The organism is Thalassotalea sp. 1_MG-2023, from assembly GCF_030546745.1.
GTDB lineage: Bacteria > Pseudomonadota > Gammaproteobacteria > Enterobacterales > Alteromonadaceae > Thalassotalea_C.
Genome location: NZ_JAUOPD010000008.1, coordinates 30,646 through 44,707, shown reverse-complemented (window position 1 = coordinate 44,707; position 14,062 = coordinate 30,646). Strand labels below are relative to the sequence as shown.

The window sequence follows — 14,062 nt, the reverse complement described above, 5'->3', positions numbered from 1 at the left end:
GATGACACAAAAATATCAGATAAAACTCAGTCGTCGAGAATCACTAAAATGGGTGGGTGCATTGTCTGCTAGCACGTTAATTCCTAATAGTGTTAGTGCGCTCACGATGGCTGCTGAAAAGAATACGGGGCAAGGGCATTGGCCGAAGCTAACGTTGTCGCCAATTAATGCTAAAGGTTATGGTAAAGATCCAAATTTACTGATCCCACCTAAATCACCGTGGCCGAAAACCTTAACAACAGAGCAATTAACCCTTGTTGCAGTGTTGGCAGATATTATTGTGCCACGAGAAGGCACTGTGCCTTCAGGGAGCGAAGTTGGCGTACCTGACGTCGTTGATGAGTGGGTTAGTGCGCCTTATAGTCGGCAGCAGCACGATCGATTAACGATTTTATCTGCGTTAACGTGGATAGATGATGAAGCTCAATTGAGATTTGAACAATCGTTTGTTAATTTAACCGAACAAAAGCGTCTACAAATTATTGATGATATCGCGTTTGAACGAGAAGATAACGATAACGCGTTTATGCGTATAATTCCTGCTTTTGCACGTTTTAGATCGTTAGTGCTAGCGGCTTTTTATTCTAGTCCCGCAGGTATGAAAGATATCGGATACATGGGCAACGTTCCTATCATGGGTGATTATCCAGGCCCAACAGAAGAAGCAATGACACACTTAGAACAGGTGGTTAAAGAATTAGGGTTAACCCTTTAAATTTTCTACACCCACAATCGATGTAATCAGTTACTCAACTGGCTGCATATTTATCTATACAGTATTGTAGACGTCTATACTTCTATTTTCTGGTGTTCATTTACATACTATGCTAGAGTAGCCAAAATTTTTATGGTGCCTGTTTGTTATACGATTCTAATTCGTTGATAATTAAGGCTTAAAAGGGAATGTGGTGTAAGTCCACAACTGTTCCCGCAACTGTAATTAGGGCTGAATTTCAGAACCACTGGTATGCCACTGGGAAGGTGAAATTTGGGTGATCCCTAAAAGTCAGGAGACCTGCCATGAAAATGCATTACTAACTGTGCGGGTAACATAGTTGAGTTATTACACAGCATTGCTATTAATAACCTAATTCGCCGCACATCTATTTTAAGGTATAGGTGTTTTGTTGCATTTAAGCGCGGAAAATTTAGTGTGGTCAGTAGATGATAAATTAATCCTTAATGGGATTGATTTTACCGCGAATATCGGCGAAACGGTTGGTATTTTAGGGCCAAATGGTGCTGGTAAAACGTCCTTCTTAAAATGTCTCTATCGAGAGCATACTCCGCAATCAGGCAAAATCACTTTATCAGAAACAGCGTTAACTGCATTTACTCGCCGAGAAATAGCACAAAAAATTTCGGTGGTTAGCCAACATCGTGAAGCGGTGTTTAATTTATCAGTACTCGATGTCGTAAAAATGGGCTTGATACCGCATAAGCAGTACTTTGATGTTAATACCCAAGCAGATTACGCACTATTACATCAAGCAATTGAACGTGTAGATCTTAAGAATAAAAAGCACCAAGTGTTTAATACACTTTCCGGCGGTGAACAACAACGTTGTTTTATTGCGCGTGCGATAGTTCAGCAACCTGAAATCTTGATTATGGATGAACCCACCAATCATCTGGATATTTTTTATCAGCATCAAATTTTATCTATTGTTAAAGCCCTCGATTTAACCTTAGTGATGAGCATTCATGATCTTAATTTAGCGGCTTTATTTTGTGATCGAATTATGTTGATGTCTGACGGCGAAGTTTTAGCATTTGATACGCCTGAAACGGTATTAAAGGCGAGTTTACTCGAGCAGGTGTTTAAAATTCCGTGTGTCGTTGATGATAACCCCATCACAGGGAAGCTACGAGTAAGCTTTGGGGAGCAGCGCTAATGGATACGCGTCTACCTTTTTTACCCGGTTTATTGGCGCTAGTGATCTTAGTGATGCTATCACTGCTGTTATCCATGGGCTTTGGCACCACCGAGATAGGTTTTTCTCAAGTGTGGCAATGTGTAAGCGCGCAATGCCAACAACCGATTTATCAAACTATTTTGCTCGATATTCGGCTTCCACGAGTGTTAATGGGCTTTTTGGCTGGATTTGCTTTAGCGGGTGCAGGGGCACTAATGCAGAACGTTACGCGTAATCCGTTAGCGGATCCGTATCTTTTTGGTATTGTTGCCGGTGCAGGGCTTGGTGCAACCCTTTCAAGTTTATTACCTGAACATTTACAAACCTTTTCTTTACCTTTAGCTGCTTTTCTAGGCGCGCTTTCTGCCGTTTTTATTGTCATGACTATTCTCATGAATAATAACTGGCGACGCGTTGAACATTTATTGCTAGCAGGCGTGGCGGTATCTTTCTTATTAAGTGCTATCACCAGTTTTATTTTGTATTTCGGTGAAGCCTTTGAAACCAATCGAGTAATTTTTTGGATGATGGGCTCTCTTGCGCGTGCAAATTATGATGCCATTGCGCTCATTGCGCCGGTGATTTTAGTGTGTACTTTTATCGCCTTGATGTTCTCAAGGCAATTAGATGCGCTGCTATTGAGTGATGAAGGTGCAAGAACGCTCGGTGTTAATGTTGCATTTGTTCGAATACTTTCGCTATGTGTTTGTGCCGCAATGACGGCAGTGGTGGTTGCCTATTGTGGTGGCATTGGTTTTGTTGGATTAATGATCCCACATATTGTCCGGCCATTTTTTGGTTTTACCATTGCTAAACTCATGCTTTGTGCTGGCTTAGTTGGTGGTTGTTTCTTAATTTGGGTTGATGTGATTTCTCGTACAATTTTACCGGGTCAAGAGTTACCGATTGGTGTGATCACTTCTGTGATTGGTAGTGTGTTTTTTCTGTTTCTCATGAGAAGAATGTAATGATGTTTAATGTTCCTAAATTAACGCAACAATATTTGCCACAAATTACTAATAAAATAGATCAAAAAACGAAACCTCTTGGTGCGTTAGGCGCGCTTGAACAACTTGCTATGAGGTTAGCTATAATCCAAAGTGATCGTACTCGCCAATGGCAAAATATCGATACGTTAAACGCACAAGTTATTGTCTTTGCAGGGGATCATGGTATCGCTAATCAAGGTGTTAGTATCGCACCTAGCGATGTGACTTACCAAATGGTGGTTAACTTTCTTAACGGTGGAGCGGCAATAAATTGTTTTTGTCGTTGTCACAATATGCCGCTGAGCGTTGTTGATACAGGTATGTGTACCCCGTTACCAGAGGCATTAAAAAAACAACATCGTAACTTTTTTGAGTCGCGATTAGGTGCTGGAACACATGACATAAGCGGACAAGCCGCAATGACCATCGCTCAAGTAAATAACGGCTTATCTGCTGGAGAAAGCATTGCTGAACGTGCAATTGAACAAGGCTGTAATGTATTAATATTTGGTGAAATGGGTATTGCTAACACCAGTGCTGCATCGGCGATAACCTCAACATTACTTGATATACCCGTTGACCGGTCAGTTGGCTTAGGAACAGGAATTACCACAGAACAACTTGCTGTAAAAAAACAGCTGATTTCTCAAGGCTTAACACGTTTAAAAGCCCATAAAGATGATGTGAGTATAACAACAATACTGGCAGAACTAGGGGGCTTTGAGATAGTTCATATCGTTGGCGCTATCTTAGCAAGTGCGAAACGAAAAGTTCCTGTATTAGTTGATGGTTTTATCGTCAGTACAGCAGCCTTAGTGGCGCATAAAATAGCGCCCGAAGTGTCAGATTACCTAATTTTTGCTCATCAATCTCATGAACATGCCCATCAGCAAATTCTTGAACATTTTCACGCACAGCCTTTACTGCAATTAGCCTTACGATTAGGTGAAGGAACGGGGGCTGCGTTGGCGTTCCCACTGCTACAAGCTGCTGTTAGTTTTTATAATGATATGGCAAGTTTCGAAAGTGCAGGAGTGACAGTTTAATGCTAAACACCAGCAAACAATGGCGTTTGTTTAGGCTTGCTTGTCAGTTTTTTACCCGAATTCCTGTGGGTAATATTGCTGATTTTCAAGAATCTGATCTGAATCAAGCTACGCGCTATTTTTCATTAGTGGGGTTAGTAGTTGCCGCCATTTTAAGTGTGGTGTTCAGTGGATTAATTACGTTTTTTCCAATTGATTTATCGGTTGTTTTATTATTAATTGTCAGTGTTTTGCTTACTGGCGCGTTTCATGAAGATGGTTTAGCCGACATGGCAGACGGTATTGGCGGAGGATATACCGTTTCTTCTCGGCTCGCTATTATGAAAGATAGCCGTTTAGGTACTTATGGAGCAATCAGCCTATTCTTGGTTATGTTATTAAAGTACGTTTTATTGGTGCATATCGCGCATGCAGAACTTATGCTTTTTTCACTATTTTTTGCTCATGCTTTTTCCAGAGCCATAGCGGCAAGTCTTATTGCTGATACTCCTTACGTCAGTGAAGACTTGAGTAGTAAAAGTAAACCATTGGCACAGCAACAGAGCCAAAAAGATTGTTTGCTGGTGATGTTAATTGGCACGCTGCCATTGTTGTTTATACCCTATACGCTTTTCTCTTTGACCTTTGTGATCGTATTAGTGTTTACCCTGCTTATCTTTCGTGCTGTGTTTCGACGTTGGTTAATCGCGCGTATTGAAGGTTTTACTGGCGACTGTTTAGGCGCTTGCCAACAACTTACTGAGTTAATTATCTATATGTTAATTGTCGCTTTTGCTATTGGCGGTGCGCAATGATCCATTTGGTGCTTGGCGGTGCGCGCAGTGGAAAGTCCCGTTTTTCAGAGCAATGGATAATCAATCAATTTGCTGATGCTTCACGGTATTACTTGGCGACAGCACAAGCCTATGATGATGAGATGATAGAAAGAATTGAAAAACATCAACAAGATAGGTTATCTCAGCATTGGCAGTTATGTGAATCTCCCATACACATCGACCACGTATTGCAAAAGCTACCTGATAATAGCGTGGTGTTAATTGACTGCTTAACATTATGGTTAACGAATATATTAATGAGCGTTGAGAGTAAAGAGAATACTCGTCAAAAAAAGACACAACTATTATCACAGGCTATTGAGCAATTAATCCTAGCGTTATCAGCACATCAATCACGGTTAACAATGGTGGCGGTAGCCAATGAAGTAGGGCTTGGCGTTGTGCCTATGGGAGAGCAATCGAGATTATTCGTTGATCATGCTGGTTGGCTAAATCAGAAGGTGGCGAAGATCGCAGATCAAGTAACTTTAGTGACGGCAGGAATACCGCTAACCCTAAAAGGAGCAGTTAGTGGCTAACGTTATATTACTAAGACACGGAAAGGTACAAGGTCAAGCTGCACTTTATGGCACAACTGATGTTGCTGTTAGTGATGATGAAAATCAACAATTAGTGAGACAATTTAAAGCGTATGAACAAAAACGTGCGGGCAAATGTTCGCATGTTATTAGTTCTCCGTTAATACGTTGTAAAACCTTAGCGATAGAACTTACTCAGGCGTTATCATTACCAGCACCGAGCATTGAACCCGCCATGCAAGAAATGTATTTTGGTCGTTACGATGGTATTGCCTTTGACGATATCTATCAGCAGGTTGAACAATGGCAACCGTTAGAAAAATTTTGGCGAGATCCGGTGCAGCACCCTTTACCAGAAGCAGAATTGCTCACGGGTTTTTCCTATCGCGTTAATCAAGCATGGCAAGCGATAGTGCAACAAGCTAGCCAGCAACAAGACGACCTCTTAGTGGTTTGCCATGGGGGAGTTATCCGGATGATTTTGGCAGCAGTGTTGAACCTTAATGTGCGAAATCCATTGTGGTATACACAACTGTCGATTGGTTACGGCAGCTTAACTAAAATTCACATCAAAGCACATCAGTGTCGGGTTAAGTACATTGCTCGGCCTATGCATGAACATAGTCTTGATAATAGCGCATCATTGCCTGACTTTATTATGGAGGCACGGTAATGCCGGCAAAAACCTTAATGGTACAAGGCACAACTAGCGATGCCGGTAAAACAACATTGGTTGCAGCACTATGTCGAATTTATGCGCGGCAAGGTTTACATGTTGCACCGTTTAAACCCCAAAACATGGCGTTAAATAGTGCGGTAACGCAAGACGGTGGCGAAATAGGTCGTGCCCAAGCGGTGCAAGCGCATGCCGCCAATGTACCGTTGTCAGTAGATTTTAATCCGATATTATTAAAGCCACAATCTGACAAAAATGCGCAAGTTATCATTCATGGTCAAGTTTTTGAAAGCATGAATGCTGATCAGTATCATGATTATAAAAAAATTGCTTTTAACGCGGTGATGGATTCACATACGCGATTAGAAAAAAATTATACACGTATTGTAGTAGAAGGCGCAGGTAGCCCCGCAGAGATCAACCTTCGTGAAGGGGATATTGCGAACATGGGCTTTGCCGAAGCAGCAGACTGCCCGGTTATTTTAATTGCAGATATTGATAAAGGCGGTGTGTTTGCTCACTTAGTTGGCACTTTAGCGCTATTAAGCGAAAGCGAGCAACAACGTGTTATTGGCTTTGTGATCAATCGTTTTCGTGGTGATCTTTCGTTATTAGAACCAGGGTTACAATGGCTAGAAAACTATACCAACAAGCCTGTTTTAGGTGTGCTTCCTTATATTCATGGATTACATATTGCTGCCGAAGACGCGGTAGATAATGTTCAAAACATAGCAAACACCCAATTAAAAGTGATTGTGCCAGTAACGCCTAGAATGAGTAACCATAATGATTTTGATGCGTTGAGAGTACACCCTGAAATAGACTTAACCTTTGTCTATGCGTCTGAAGTTGTTAATTCACCGTTACCAGCGGCAGATCTTATTATTTTGGCGGGTAGTAAAAATACCCGTGAAGACTTAGCGTTTATCAAAGCACAAGGCTGGGATCAACAAATTAATACACACTTACGCTATGGCGGTAAGGTGTTTGGTATTTGTGGTGGTTTTCAGATGTTAGGCCAACATATTAATGACCCGCTTGGCTTAGAAGGCAAAGCGGGTATCAGTGAAGGGCTAGGCTTGTTACCGATTACCACGATTTTACAACCACGAAAAACACTGGCTAATCGGCAAGCGATATTGCATTTAGCGGGGTTAAATAAAACCATTAAAGGTTATGAAATTCACTTAGGTGAAACAACCTATTTAGCTGATTTACCCCCCTTGATGACAATAGAAGGGAACGCTCAAGGCATTATAAGCGATGATCAACAAATCGCTGGTGGTTATTTACATGGCATCTGGGATAGTAAAAATGCCATCGAACAACTTGCTTCATGGTGCCAAGTGACAATTTCAGCAGCAACATCATTAGAAGATATACAAGAACACGCCATAGAACGATTAGCCGACACATGCGAGCAATACCTCGCATTAGATAAAATAGAAAACGCATTAACCCATTGGAGACAGCACCATGAATGAACAAGACAAACAAGATAAACATAAAGCACGTCAACAAAAACTAAAAGAAAAAGTAGACGCACGTATTGCCGCAGCTCAAGACGATAAAGGTTTATTATTGGTAATAACAGGTAATGGCAAAGGAAAGTCTACCTCTGGTTTTGGCATGATAACTCGTAGCGTTGGCCATGGATTAACTGCCGCTGTATGCCAATTTATTAAAGGCACTTGGGATTGTGGTGAACGAAATCTATTAGAAAAACTGGGTGTACCGTTTTATGTCATGAAAACAGGATTCACTTGGGAAACTCAAAATAAAGAAGCTGATATGGCGGCTGCTGAAAAAGTGTGGCAAGAGGCTAAAAAATTGCTAGCAGACCCTAGCATTCAAACTATTTTGCTAGATGAATTAACCTATATGCTGAGTTATCGATACCTTGATATTGATGAAGTGCTTGATGCCATCGCTAACAGACCTGAAGGTCAACATGTCATTGTAACAGGCAGAGCTGCACATCGCCGATTAACTGAAATGGCTGATACTGTTTCGGAAGTACAATCTCAAAAGCATGCCTTTGAAGCTGGAATTAAAGTGCAAAAAGGGATTGATTGGTGATCCTTATGGCAAAGTATGTCTTTACATTGCTTTGGTTTATCAGTGCGGCAAGTATTGCCAATACGCTAGATAAACCGGCTCATCGAATCATTGCGCTAGCACCGCATATTGTTGAAAACCTTTATCAAATAGGTGCAGGGGATCGTATCATCGGTACTACCGATCATGCTGATTTTCCAGAGCAAGCTAAAAGTATTCCTCGTATCGGTAATTATGCCGCATTAAGTATTGAGAAAGTGCTAGCGACAAATCCAGATCTTATTATTGCTTGGAAAACGGGTAATCCAAGTGAAGATTTAGCTCGGTTAGCCTCGTTCGGCATTCCAATCGTGTATTCAAATCCGCTTGTGCTTGAAGATGTAGCACAAGAGTTAAGAGATTTAGGGCAATGGACAGGTTTAACTAAAATTGCTAATGAAAAAGCGGATGATTACCTAGCGGATTTAGCAAAGATTCGTGCTGATTATCAAGGCGCTGAACCGATTTCGGTTTTTTATGAACTATGGCCTAGGCCGTTAACGACAATTGCAAAAAATGCGTGGTTACAACAACAAATAAAGGTATGCGGAGCAACTAACCCTTTTGTTGATAGCAAAACAGACTACCCGCAAATAAACATTGAGCAAGTGATTGTAAAGTCACCTGAAATAATTATTCAGCCATCGTCTCATGGTCATCAATCTCCAGATAAAATTGATTGGCAACAATGGTCAGAAATACCCGCGGTTAAACATAATGCGTTTATTAACCCTAACGCCGATATGTTGTATCGCATGACATCGCGCTCTATTAAAGAATTAGCATCGCTTTGCCAATTAATTGATAAACAGCGAGATTTAAACGCCACCGTTGACTAAATCAATCGTGGTATACGAACCTCTGATCATAACGATCAGTACATAATAAGTTTAGGCACTTAGTCACAAACTAAGTAAGAAGGGAAACAAGTGAAACTCTTGTGCTGCCCCCGCAACGGTAAACTGACGATACAAAGTACGCTTACTTTTATCGCCTAGAAGCCCGGAGACCGGCCTAAATTTTTAACTTAGTTTTACCTGAGCGGTGGGCTCAGGTGGCGAGGAAAACATGAAACATAAACTTATCGCAGCGTCTATTTCAGCTGCACTTTCACTTTCATCAACATCGTTTGCTGAAACTTCTGGTTATCAAACCGATGAGCAAATTTTAGTTACTGCAAATCGTGCCGCATCAAGTGCTGAAGACGTTTTAGTCTCACAAGTAGTTATTACGCGAGCAGAGATTGAAAAAATTCAGGCTAAATCGGTGCTAGAATTATTAGCGACTGTATCTGGTATTGATATTTCTGCAAATGGTGGCAGAGGCCAAAACTCTTCTGTGTATATGCGTGGTAGTAATTCGGATCATACTTTAGTGCTATTAAACGGCGTGCGAATTGGTTCAGCAACGCTAGGTTCAACCAATTTGAATGAAATTGCCCCAGAACTAATTGAACGTATTGAGGTCGTGAAAGGCCCGCGTGCAGCACTATGGGGCTCAGATGCCATTGGCGGTGTGATACAAATTTTTACCCGCAAGGTTGATGGCGGTGAACATTTTGCCAATGCCACTTTTGGTAGCGATAGCTACCGAAAATATAGCGCCGGTATTGGCCTCAAGCACGGTGATGGCTCTACCAGTGTTAGTGTTAGCCATGAAGAAAGCGATGGCTTTGATGTCAAAGATGACAGTGAAACCGATGATGATGGTTTTCGTTATGATTCACTTGCGGTTAATGGGCAACAGCAAGTGAGCAATGCGTTAATGTTGACTTGGTTAGCACAAGTTGAACATGGTGAAACAGAATACGATAGCAGCTATCAAAATAAATCAGATGTTAACAATTACGTCTGGAATATTGGTGCTATCTATTCATCGAACATCAATGGGCATAATAACCGAACTCAATTTTCTGTCGGTCAAAGTCGAACCTCTAATATTAATTATGGCAATACTTTTGAGAAGCCTGATGGTAGTGTTTTTGACACTCGTCGAGGCCAACTTTCATTGATAAACCATACTGAACTTACTCGCCAATGGAAGTTAAATGTAGGTGCTGACTTTTATGATGAAGAGGTACGCGGTACAAATGAGTTTAATACCAATCAGCGTGATGTTTCAGGTTATTTTGCTCATACCGTATATAACCAAGATGCGTTAACCTATGAGCTAGCTGCTCGTTATGATGATGTTGAAGATGTTGATTCTGAAACTACTTATAATGCCAGTGTAGGGTATCAAGTCAGTGAGGCTACGCGTTTGGTTTTATCAGCAGGCTCGGGTTTTAAAGCCCCCACCTTTAATGATTTATACTACCCACTAAGTTGGGGATCTATGGGTAATGAAAACTTAGTCTCAGAAACATCTGATTCCATTGAGTTTAATATTATTAGCCAATTTGGCAGTGTTGCGGCTTCATTCAATTTACACCAAACAGATGTTGAAAATTTAATTCTGTGGGATGGTGCGGTAAATAATGACGGCATAAAAATGCCGGGTAACGTTGATAAAGTTGAAATTCAAGGTGCTGAACTTGGTTTAAAATACCCAGCAAGTCACGGTACACATGAATTCAATGCGAGTTATGTTGAGGCTGAAGATGCTGCTACAAATGATCAACTTATTCGTCGAGCTAAGGAATCTGCCAATTATAAGTTCAGTACTGATATTGCTGACGCAGATGTTTACGTTGAGTGGCAGTACAAAGGTAAAAGGTATGATAATGTTTGGGGTGTTGGCAAAGTCAAACTAGATAGCTATCAATTGATTAATCTAGGCACTAGTTATGCAATTACAGATAAATTTAAAGTTGAAGCGAAAATAAATAATGCCTTTAATGAACAATACAACACCATAAATGGTTATTTCTCGCAAGATAGAACGGTATATTTAGGGGTTAGTTATCAGAATTAATAAATACCTGTTTGTTACAGGTTTGGTTTTTACTGAATAACACCATGAAGTATGAAAATGCCAGCTTGTTTTAAAGCTGGCATTTTAGTGAAAAAGACTCAAAAACAACCAGTATGGGGCGCAGTTATATTAATGTAAGTTTCTGTTCTTGTTAAGATTAAGAGCTAGTGATATGCTCAAAGCTATGATGCTCGGCCTGATTTAAGAAACATAACAATGAGCAACCAAATCACCATTAAAACCGTATCACCGCTTTATGTGCCGTTAAGTGTCACTATCGGGGTTGATCAATCCAGCACCAAATACCTTGAACTTATTCATGAAATCGCGGCGAGTAATGAGCATTGCCGTGCACTTAACCAACCCGAGGTTGAGCATGACTATAATACTATCGATAACGATGCGCGAGATATTAGAATATTAACTTGGCACAACGAGTCACTATCTCCGGTTATTTTGCACTTATTTCCTAATAATGTTGCCATTGCTGAGCTTGATATTTTATTCGATGCGTCGTTATCCGCCGAGCAAATATCTGAACAATGCCAAGCGCAAACCAAGCAAGAAATCGATAATGTATATCAAACGTTTTTAACTGAGCTTGAGCACTTAATTCCCAACGATAAAAATAAAATGCTTCGCTTAAGCAGTATGCCAGAAAAGGCAGATATCCATTGGATCGCTCGCTTTTTAATGTTAGAAAATACTCAAATTAAAGATGTTAATATTCAGGCATTAATTCGAACTTGGTTAAAAGACACTCAAACACCACAAGATGCTGAAGCAATAATTCGTGGTGAGCGAGATTACTCCATTACTTGGTTACAATACGTAATTGTTGATGGCAGTAAAACGCATGAAGATCTGCGGGTAAATACCATGGTACTGGCCCAGTATTATTACACTGCCCAAGAAAATTGTAATCAACTGCTTAAACAGGCAATTGATAGTGCATATAACGCCAATAATTTAGCCAAAACTCAAGAGAAACTGTCTTTTGCGCGAGTTGTCACAAGGTTACATTTAATTGATTTGCATGAACATAAGAAGTTTTTAAATCGCTTTAAGCGAAAATTGTTAGACGATATTTTAACCAGTTGGGACTTTAACGAAGTAGCTGCAAATGGTCAGAGAATGATCGAAATTTGTTCGGCAAGGCTGGAAGAGTCAGACAATAAACGGCGTGAACGAAGTACCGTTATGACAGATTTACTGCTGGTGACGCTTAGTTTTTTTGCTGTTTTTGAATTGTCATTATATTTAACAGAATTTAGCCGCGAAATGATGTCGCGACCGGCGCTTGATTATAACGATGATAATCGCTCGTTCTTCTTAGAGTTCATTGCTGAAATTGATGCAGATATCATGTTTTCGTTTGGTTTTGGGTTAACGTTCGCGTTGGTCATTCTCTATAAAGTAATGAAAGGAAAATAGCATGCGTTATTTCTGCTTAATCTTGATGATGTTTTTCTGGCAAAGCGCTAATGCTAATAACATTACGATCACTACTGCTCCTTGGCAACCTTACGTTAGCGAGCAGCATGCTGGTTCTGCAGTTGCATTATTAGAGCAAGTGTTTAGTCAAAATAATACTGAAATAACCTGGCTTAGACAAAACTATGATCTCGCCTTTCAGCAGGTTTCTCGCCAAGAAAAGTTAGCATCTTTTCCTTATTTTAAAACCGCTGAACGTGCAAAACAGGTGCTTTACTCTGCACCCATTTTTCAGGTAACTAGTCATATTTATTTTAACCGGCAATATAATCAACAAATTGATCAAGCAAGATTATCAGAGCACCGTGTTGGAAAGGTGGCAGGGTATAGTTATGGTGAAAATATAGATACGTTAGTCGCAGATGCGCAAATATTTAACAATGAAGATACTGCGCTAAAAGCACTGTTAGAGGGTGAGATTGATTATTTACCGATGACAGAAAGTGTGATGAACTATATTTTAAATAATCAGTTTAATGAACAAAAATTATTGATAAAACCGCTGACGGATATTCGCGATACTAAGAGTTTACATTTAATTGCAGCTAATAACACGCAAGGTCATGCCTTAATAAAACAGTTAAATGGTTTACTTGCTCAAGTCACTGACTTACAAAGCTTTACCTTGTCGCCAGAGCAATTGGAGCTTGAACCTGACATTGCTAAATTAATTACCTCTGAAGGATATCCTGCCATTTTAGCGCAAACCGATTTAACGGCAAACGCAGCCTTTTACACCTTGGCACAAGGCACTAAAGTGTTAGTGATAGAGTGGAGTAATAAGTTGTTAAAGCCGTCTAAAAGTGACCGAATTTATAAGAACATGATGGATGTAAGTAAAGTGGTCATTTTAAATGGGCCGCTAGTGGGTAAAGAAGTGTACGTTAGAAATATGCATATTGAGTTAATTTAATGTTGGTATTAATAGGCTGGATAGGCACAGTACTTTATTTAATTAATCATGCTTATATTTCTTTCGTTCGACATTGGAAGCCAAATATTTATTACGGTGGTAATTTACTGGCTGCCGTGGTGTTGGTCATCAGTTCATTGGCGGTAAGTTCGTATCAAGCAGTATTTATTAATGCTTTTTGGGCAATGGTTAGTTTAGCCATTTTACGTCATTGGCCAATCAATAAAATACCGGCAAGTACGCGTCTTTTTTATCTAGGCTTATTCGTTTTCGTGAGCTACTTCTGTTATCAGTATATTGCTAGCGGCGTGATAAATATTGCCTTACTGGGTTGGTCTTCAGCGTATGCTTTTACCGCAGGTTACTTACTTTTTTGTTGTAAAAAGTTGAATCATCTTGCTTACTTATTACTTAATGCCTACGCGGCAATTGTGCTGTTACCTCAGCTTTGGCAAGATCAGAACCTACCGGTATTTGCTTTGGAAATTGCATGGGCAGCTATTTCGCTTGTAGGAGCGGTAAAACGTGTAAGAGAACCACACTTAATGGATTAAATCGTCAATAAACATTCCTAACATAGCCACTAAAAAGTAAACTGCTTTATTTCGGGATAAAAACTTGCAAACTAGCTGAAAATAGACTTATTAAAAAAGTACGCAAACCT

The 14,062-nt window shown here is 40.2% G+C and carries 14 protein-coding genes and 2 riboswitches; all 14 genes read left to right on the top strand.

What is annotated here, in order from left to right; genetic code table 11:
• The first annotated feature begins 1 nt into the window (after position 1).
• On the top strand, positions 2–715 hold the full coding sequence (locus Q4489_RS08370) for a gluconate 2-dehydrogenase subunit 3 family protein (RefSeq protein ID WP_303479005.1): 714 nt from the start codon (positions 2–4) through the stop codon (positions 713–715).
• A gap of 116 nt (positions 716–831) precedes the next feature.
• Positions 832–1,038, top strand: a riboswitch (cobalamin riboswitch).
• An 86-nt stretch (positions 1,039–1,124) separates the two neighbouring features.
• Positions 1,125–1,895, top strand: coding sequence for an ABC transporter ATP-binding protein (locus Q4489_RS08365; RefSeq protein ID WP_303479003.1), 771 nt, complete (start codon positions 1,125–1,127; stop codon positions 1,893–1,895).
• On the top strand, positions 1,895–2,884 hold the full coding sequence (locus Q4489_RS08360; protein WP_303478999.1) for an iron ABC transporter permease: 990 nt from the start codon (positions 1,895–1,897) through the stop codon (positions 2,882–2,884). The genes Q4489_RS08365 and Q4489_RS08360 overlap by 1 nt, the downstream gene beginning before the upstream one ends.
• On the top strand, positions 2,884–3,951 hold the full coding sequence (cobT, locus tag Q4489_RS08355) for a nicotinate-nucleotide--dimethylbenzimidazole phosphoribosyltransferase (RefSeq protein WP_303478995.1): 1,068 nt from the start codon (positions 2,884–2,886) through the stop codon (positions 3,949–3,951). The genes Q4489_RS08360 and cobT overlap by 1 nt, the downstream gene beginning before the upstream one ends.
• Entirely contained in the window at positions 3,951–4,745 is a 795-nt protein-coding gene (locus Q4489_RS08350; RefSeq protein WP_303478991.1) for an adenosylcobinamide-GDP ribazoletransferase, read from the top strand. Before cobT ends, Q4489_RS08350 begins: the two co-directional genes overlap by 1 nt.
• On the top strand, positions 4,742–5,305 hold the full coding sequence (cobU, locus tag Q4489_RS08345; protein WP_303478989.1) for a bifunctional adenosylcobinamide kinase/adenosylcobinamide-phosphate guanylyltransferase: 564 nt from the start codon (positions 4,742–4,744) through the stop codon (positions 5,303–5,305). The genes Q4489_RS08350 and cobU overlap by 4 nt, the downstream gene beginning before the upstream one ends.
• Positions 5,298–5,978 carry a histidine phosphatase family protein gene (locus Q4489_RS08340; RefSeq protein WP_303478987.1) on the top strand — a complete coding sequence of 227 codons (681 nt, stop codon included), beginning with the start codon at positions 5,298–5,300 and terminating at the stop codon, positions 5,976–5,978. The genes cobU and Q4489_RS08340 overlap by 8 nt, the downstream gene beginning before the upstream one ends.
• Complete coding sequence (locus tag Q4489_RS08335) at positions 5,978–7,465, top strand: cobyric acid synthase (RefSeq protein ID WP_303478985.1); 1,488 nt, start codon at positions 5,978–5,980, stop codon at positions 7,463–7,465. The genes Q4489_RS08340 and Q4489_RS08335 overlap by 1 nt, the downstream gene beginning before the upstream one ends.
• Positions 7,458–8,060, top strand: coding sequence for a cob(I)yrinic acid a,c-diamide adenosyltransferase (cobO, locus tag Q4489_RS08330; RefSeq protein ID WP_303478984.1), 603 nt, complete (start codon positions 7,458–7,460; stop codon positions 8,058–8,060). Before Q4489_RS08335 ends, cobO begins: the two co-directional genes overlap by 8 nt.
• A gap of 5 nt (positions 8,061–8,065) precedes the next feature.
• On the top strand, positions 8,066–8,917 hold the full coding sequence (locus tag Q4489_RS08325; RefSeq protein WP_303478983.1) for a cobalamin-binding protein: 852 nt from the start codon (positions 8,066–8,068) through the stop codon (positions 8,915–8,917).
• 36 nt (positions 8,918–8,953) lie between these two features.
• A riboswitch (cobalamin riboswitch) is annotated at positions 8,954–9,111 on the top strand.
• Between the two features lie 35 nt (positions 9,112–9,146).
• Positions 9,147–10,991, top strand: a complete 1,845-nt coding sequence (locus tag Q4489_RS08320) for a TonB-dependent receptor (RefSeq protein WP_303478980.1) — start codon at positions 9,147–9,149, stop codon at positions 10,989–10,991.
• Positions 10,992–11,207: 216 nt separating this feature from the next.
• Positions 11,208–12,425, top strand: a complete 1,218-nt coding sequence (locus Q4489_RS08315) for a hypothetical protein (RefSeq protein ID WP_303478978.1) — start codon at positions 11,208–11,210, stop codon at positions 12,423–12,425.
• A gap of 1 nt (position 12,426) precedes the next feature.
• Positions 12,427–13,398, top strand: coding sequence for an ABC transporter substrate-binding protein (locus Q4489_RS08310; RefSeq protein WP_303478975.1), 972 nt, complete (start codon positions 12,427–12,429; stop codon positions 13,396–13,398).
• On the top strand, positions 13,398–13,952 hold the full coding sequence (locus tag Q4489_RS08305) for a hypothetical protein (protein ID WP_303478972.1): 555 nt from the start codon (positions 13,398–13,400) through the stop codon (positions 13,950–13,952). Before Q4489_RS08310 ends, Q4489_RS08305 begins: the two co-directional genes overlap by 1 nt.
• The last annotated feature ends 110 nt before the right edge of the window (positions 13,953–14,062 follow it).

Excerpts from the sequence above, each read along its gene's own strand:
- Q4489_RS08370 (WP_303479005.1), top strand. The coding sequence starts at position 2 with ATGACACAAAAATATCAGATAAAACTCAGTCGTCGAGAATCACTAAAA.
- Q4489_RS08360 (WP_303478999.1), top strand. The coding sequence starts at position 1,895 with ATGGATACGCGTCTACCTTTTTTACCCGGTTTATTGGCGCTAGTGATC.
- cobT (WP_303478995.1), top strand. The coding sequence starts at position 2,884 with ATGATGTTTAATGTTCCTAAATTAACGCAACAATATTTGCCACAAATT.
- Q4489_RS08350 (WP_303478991.1), top strand. The coding sequence starts at position 3,951 with ATGCTAAACACCAGCAAACAATGGCGTTTGTTTAGGCTTGCTTGTCAG.
- cobU (WP_303478989.1), top strand. The coding sequence starts at position 4,742 with ATGATCCATTTGGTGCTTGGCGGTGCGCGCAGTGGAAAGTCCCGTTTT.
- Q4489_RS08335 (WP_303478985.1), top strand. The coding sequence starts at position 5,978 with ATGCCGGCAAAAACCTTAATGGTACAAGGCACAACTAGCGATGCCGGT.
- cobO (WP_303478984.1), top strand. The coding sequence starts at position 7,458 with ATGAATGAACAAGACAAACAAGATAAACATAAAGCACGTCAACAAAAA.
- Q4489_RS08325 (WP_303478983.1), top strand. The coding sequence starts at position 8,066 with ATGGCAAAGTATGTCTTTACATTGCTTTGGTTTATCAGTGCGGCAAGT.
- Q4489_RS08320 (WP_303478980.1), top strand. The coding sequence starts at position 9,147 with ATGAAACATAAACTTATCGCAGCGTCTATTTCAGCTGCACTTTCACTT.
- Q4489_RS08315 (WP_303478978.1), top strand. The coding sequence starts at position 11,208 with ATGAGCAACCAAATCACCATTAAAACCGTATCACCGCTTTATGTGCCG.
- Q4489_RS08310 (WP_303478975.1), top strand. The coding sequence starts at position 12,427 with ATGCGTTATTTCTGCTTAATCTTGATGATGTTTTTCTGGCAAAGCGCT.
- Q4489_RS08305 (WP_303478972.1), top strand. The coding sequence starts at position 13,398 with ATGTTGGTATTAATAGGCTGGATAGGCACAGTACTTTATTTAATTAAT.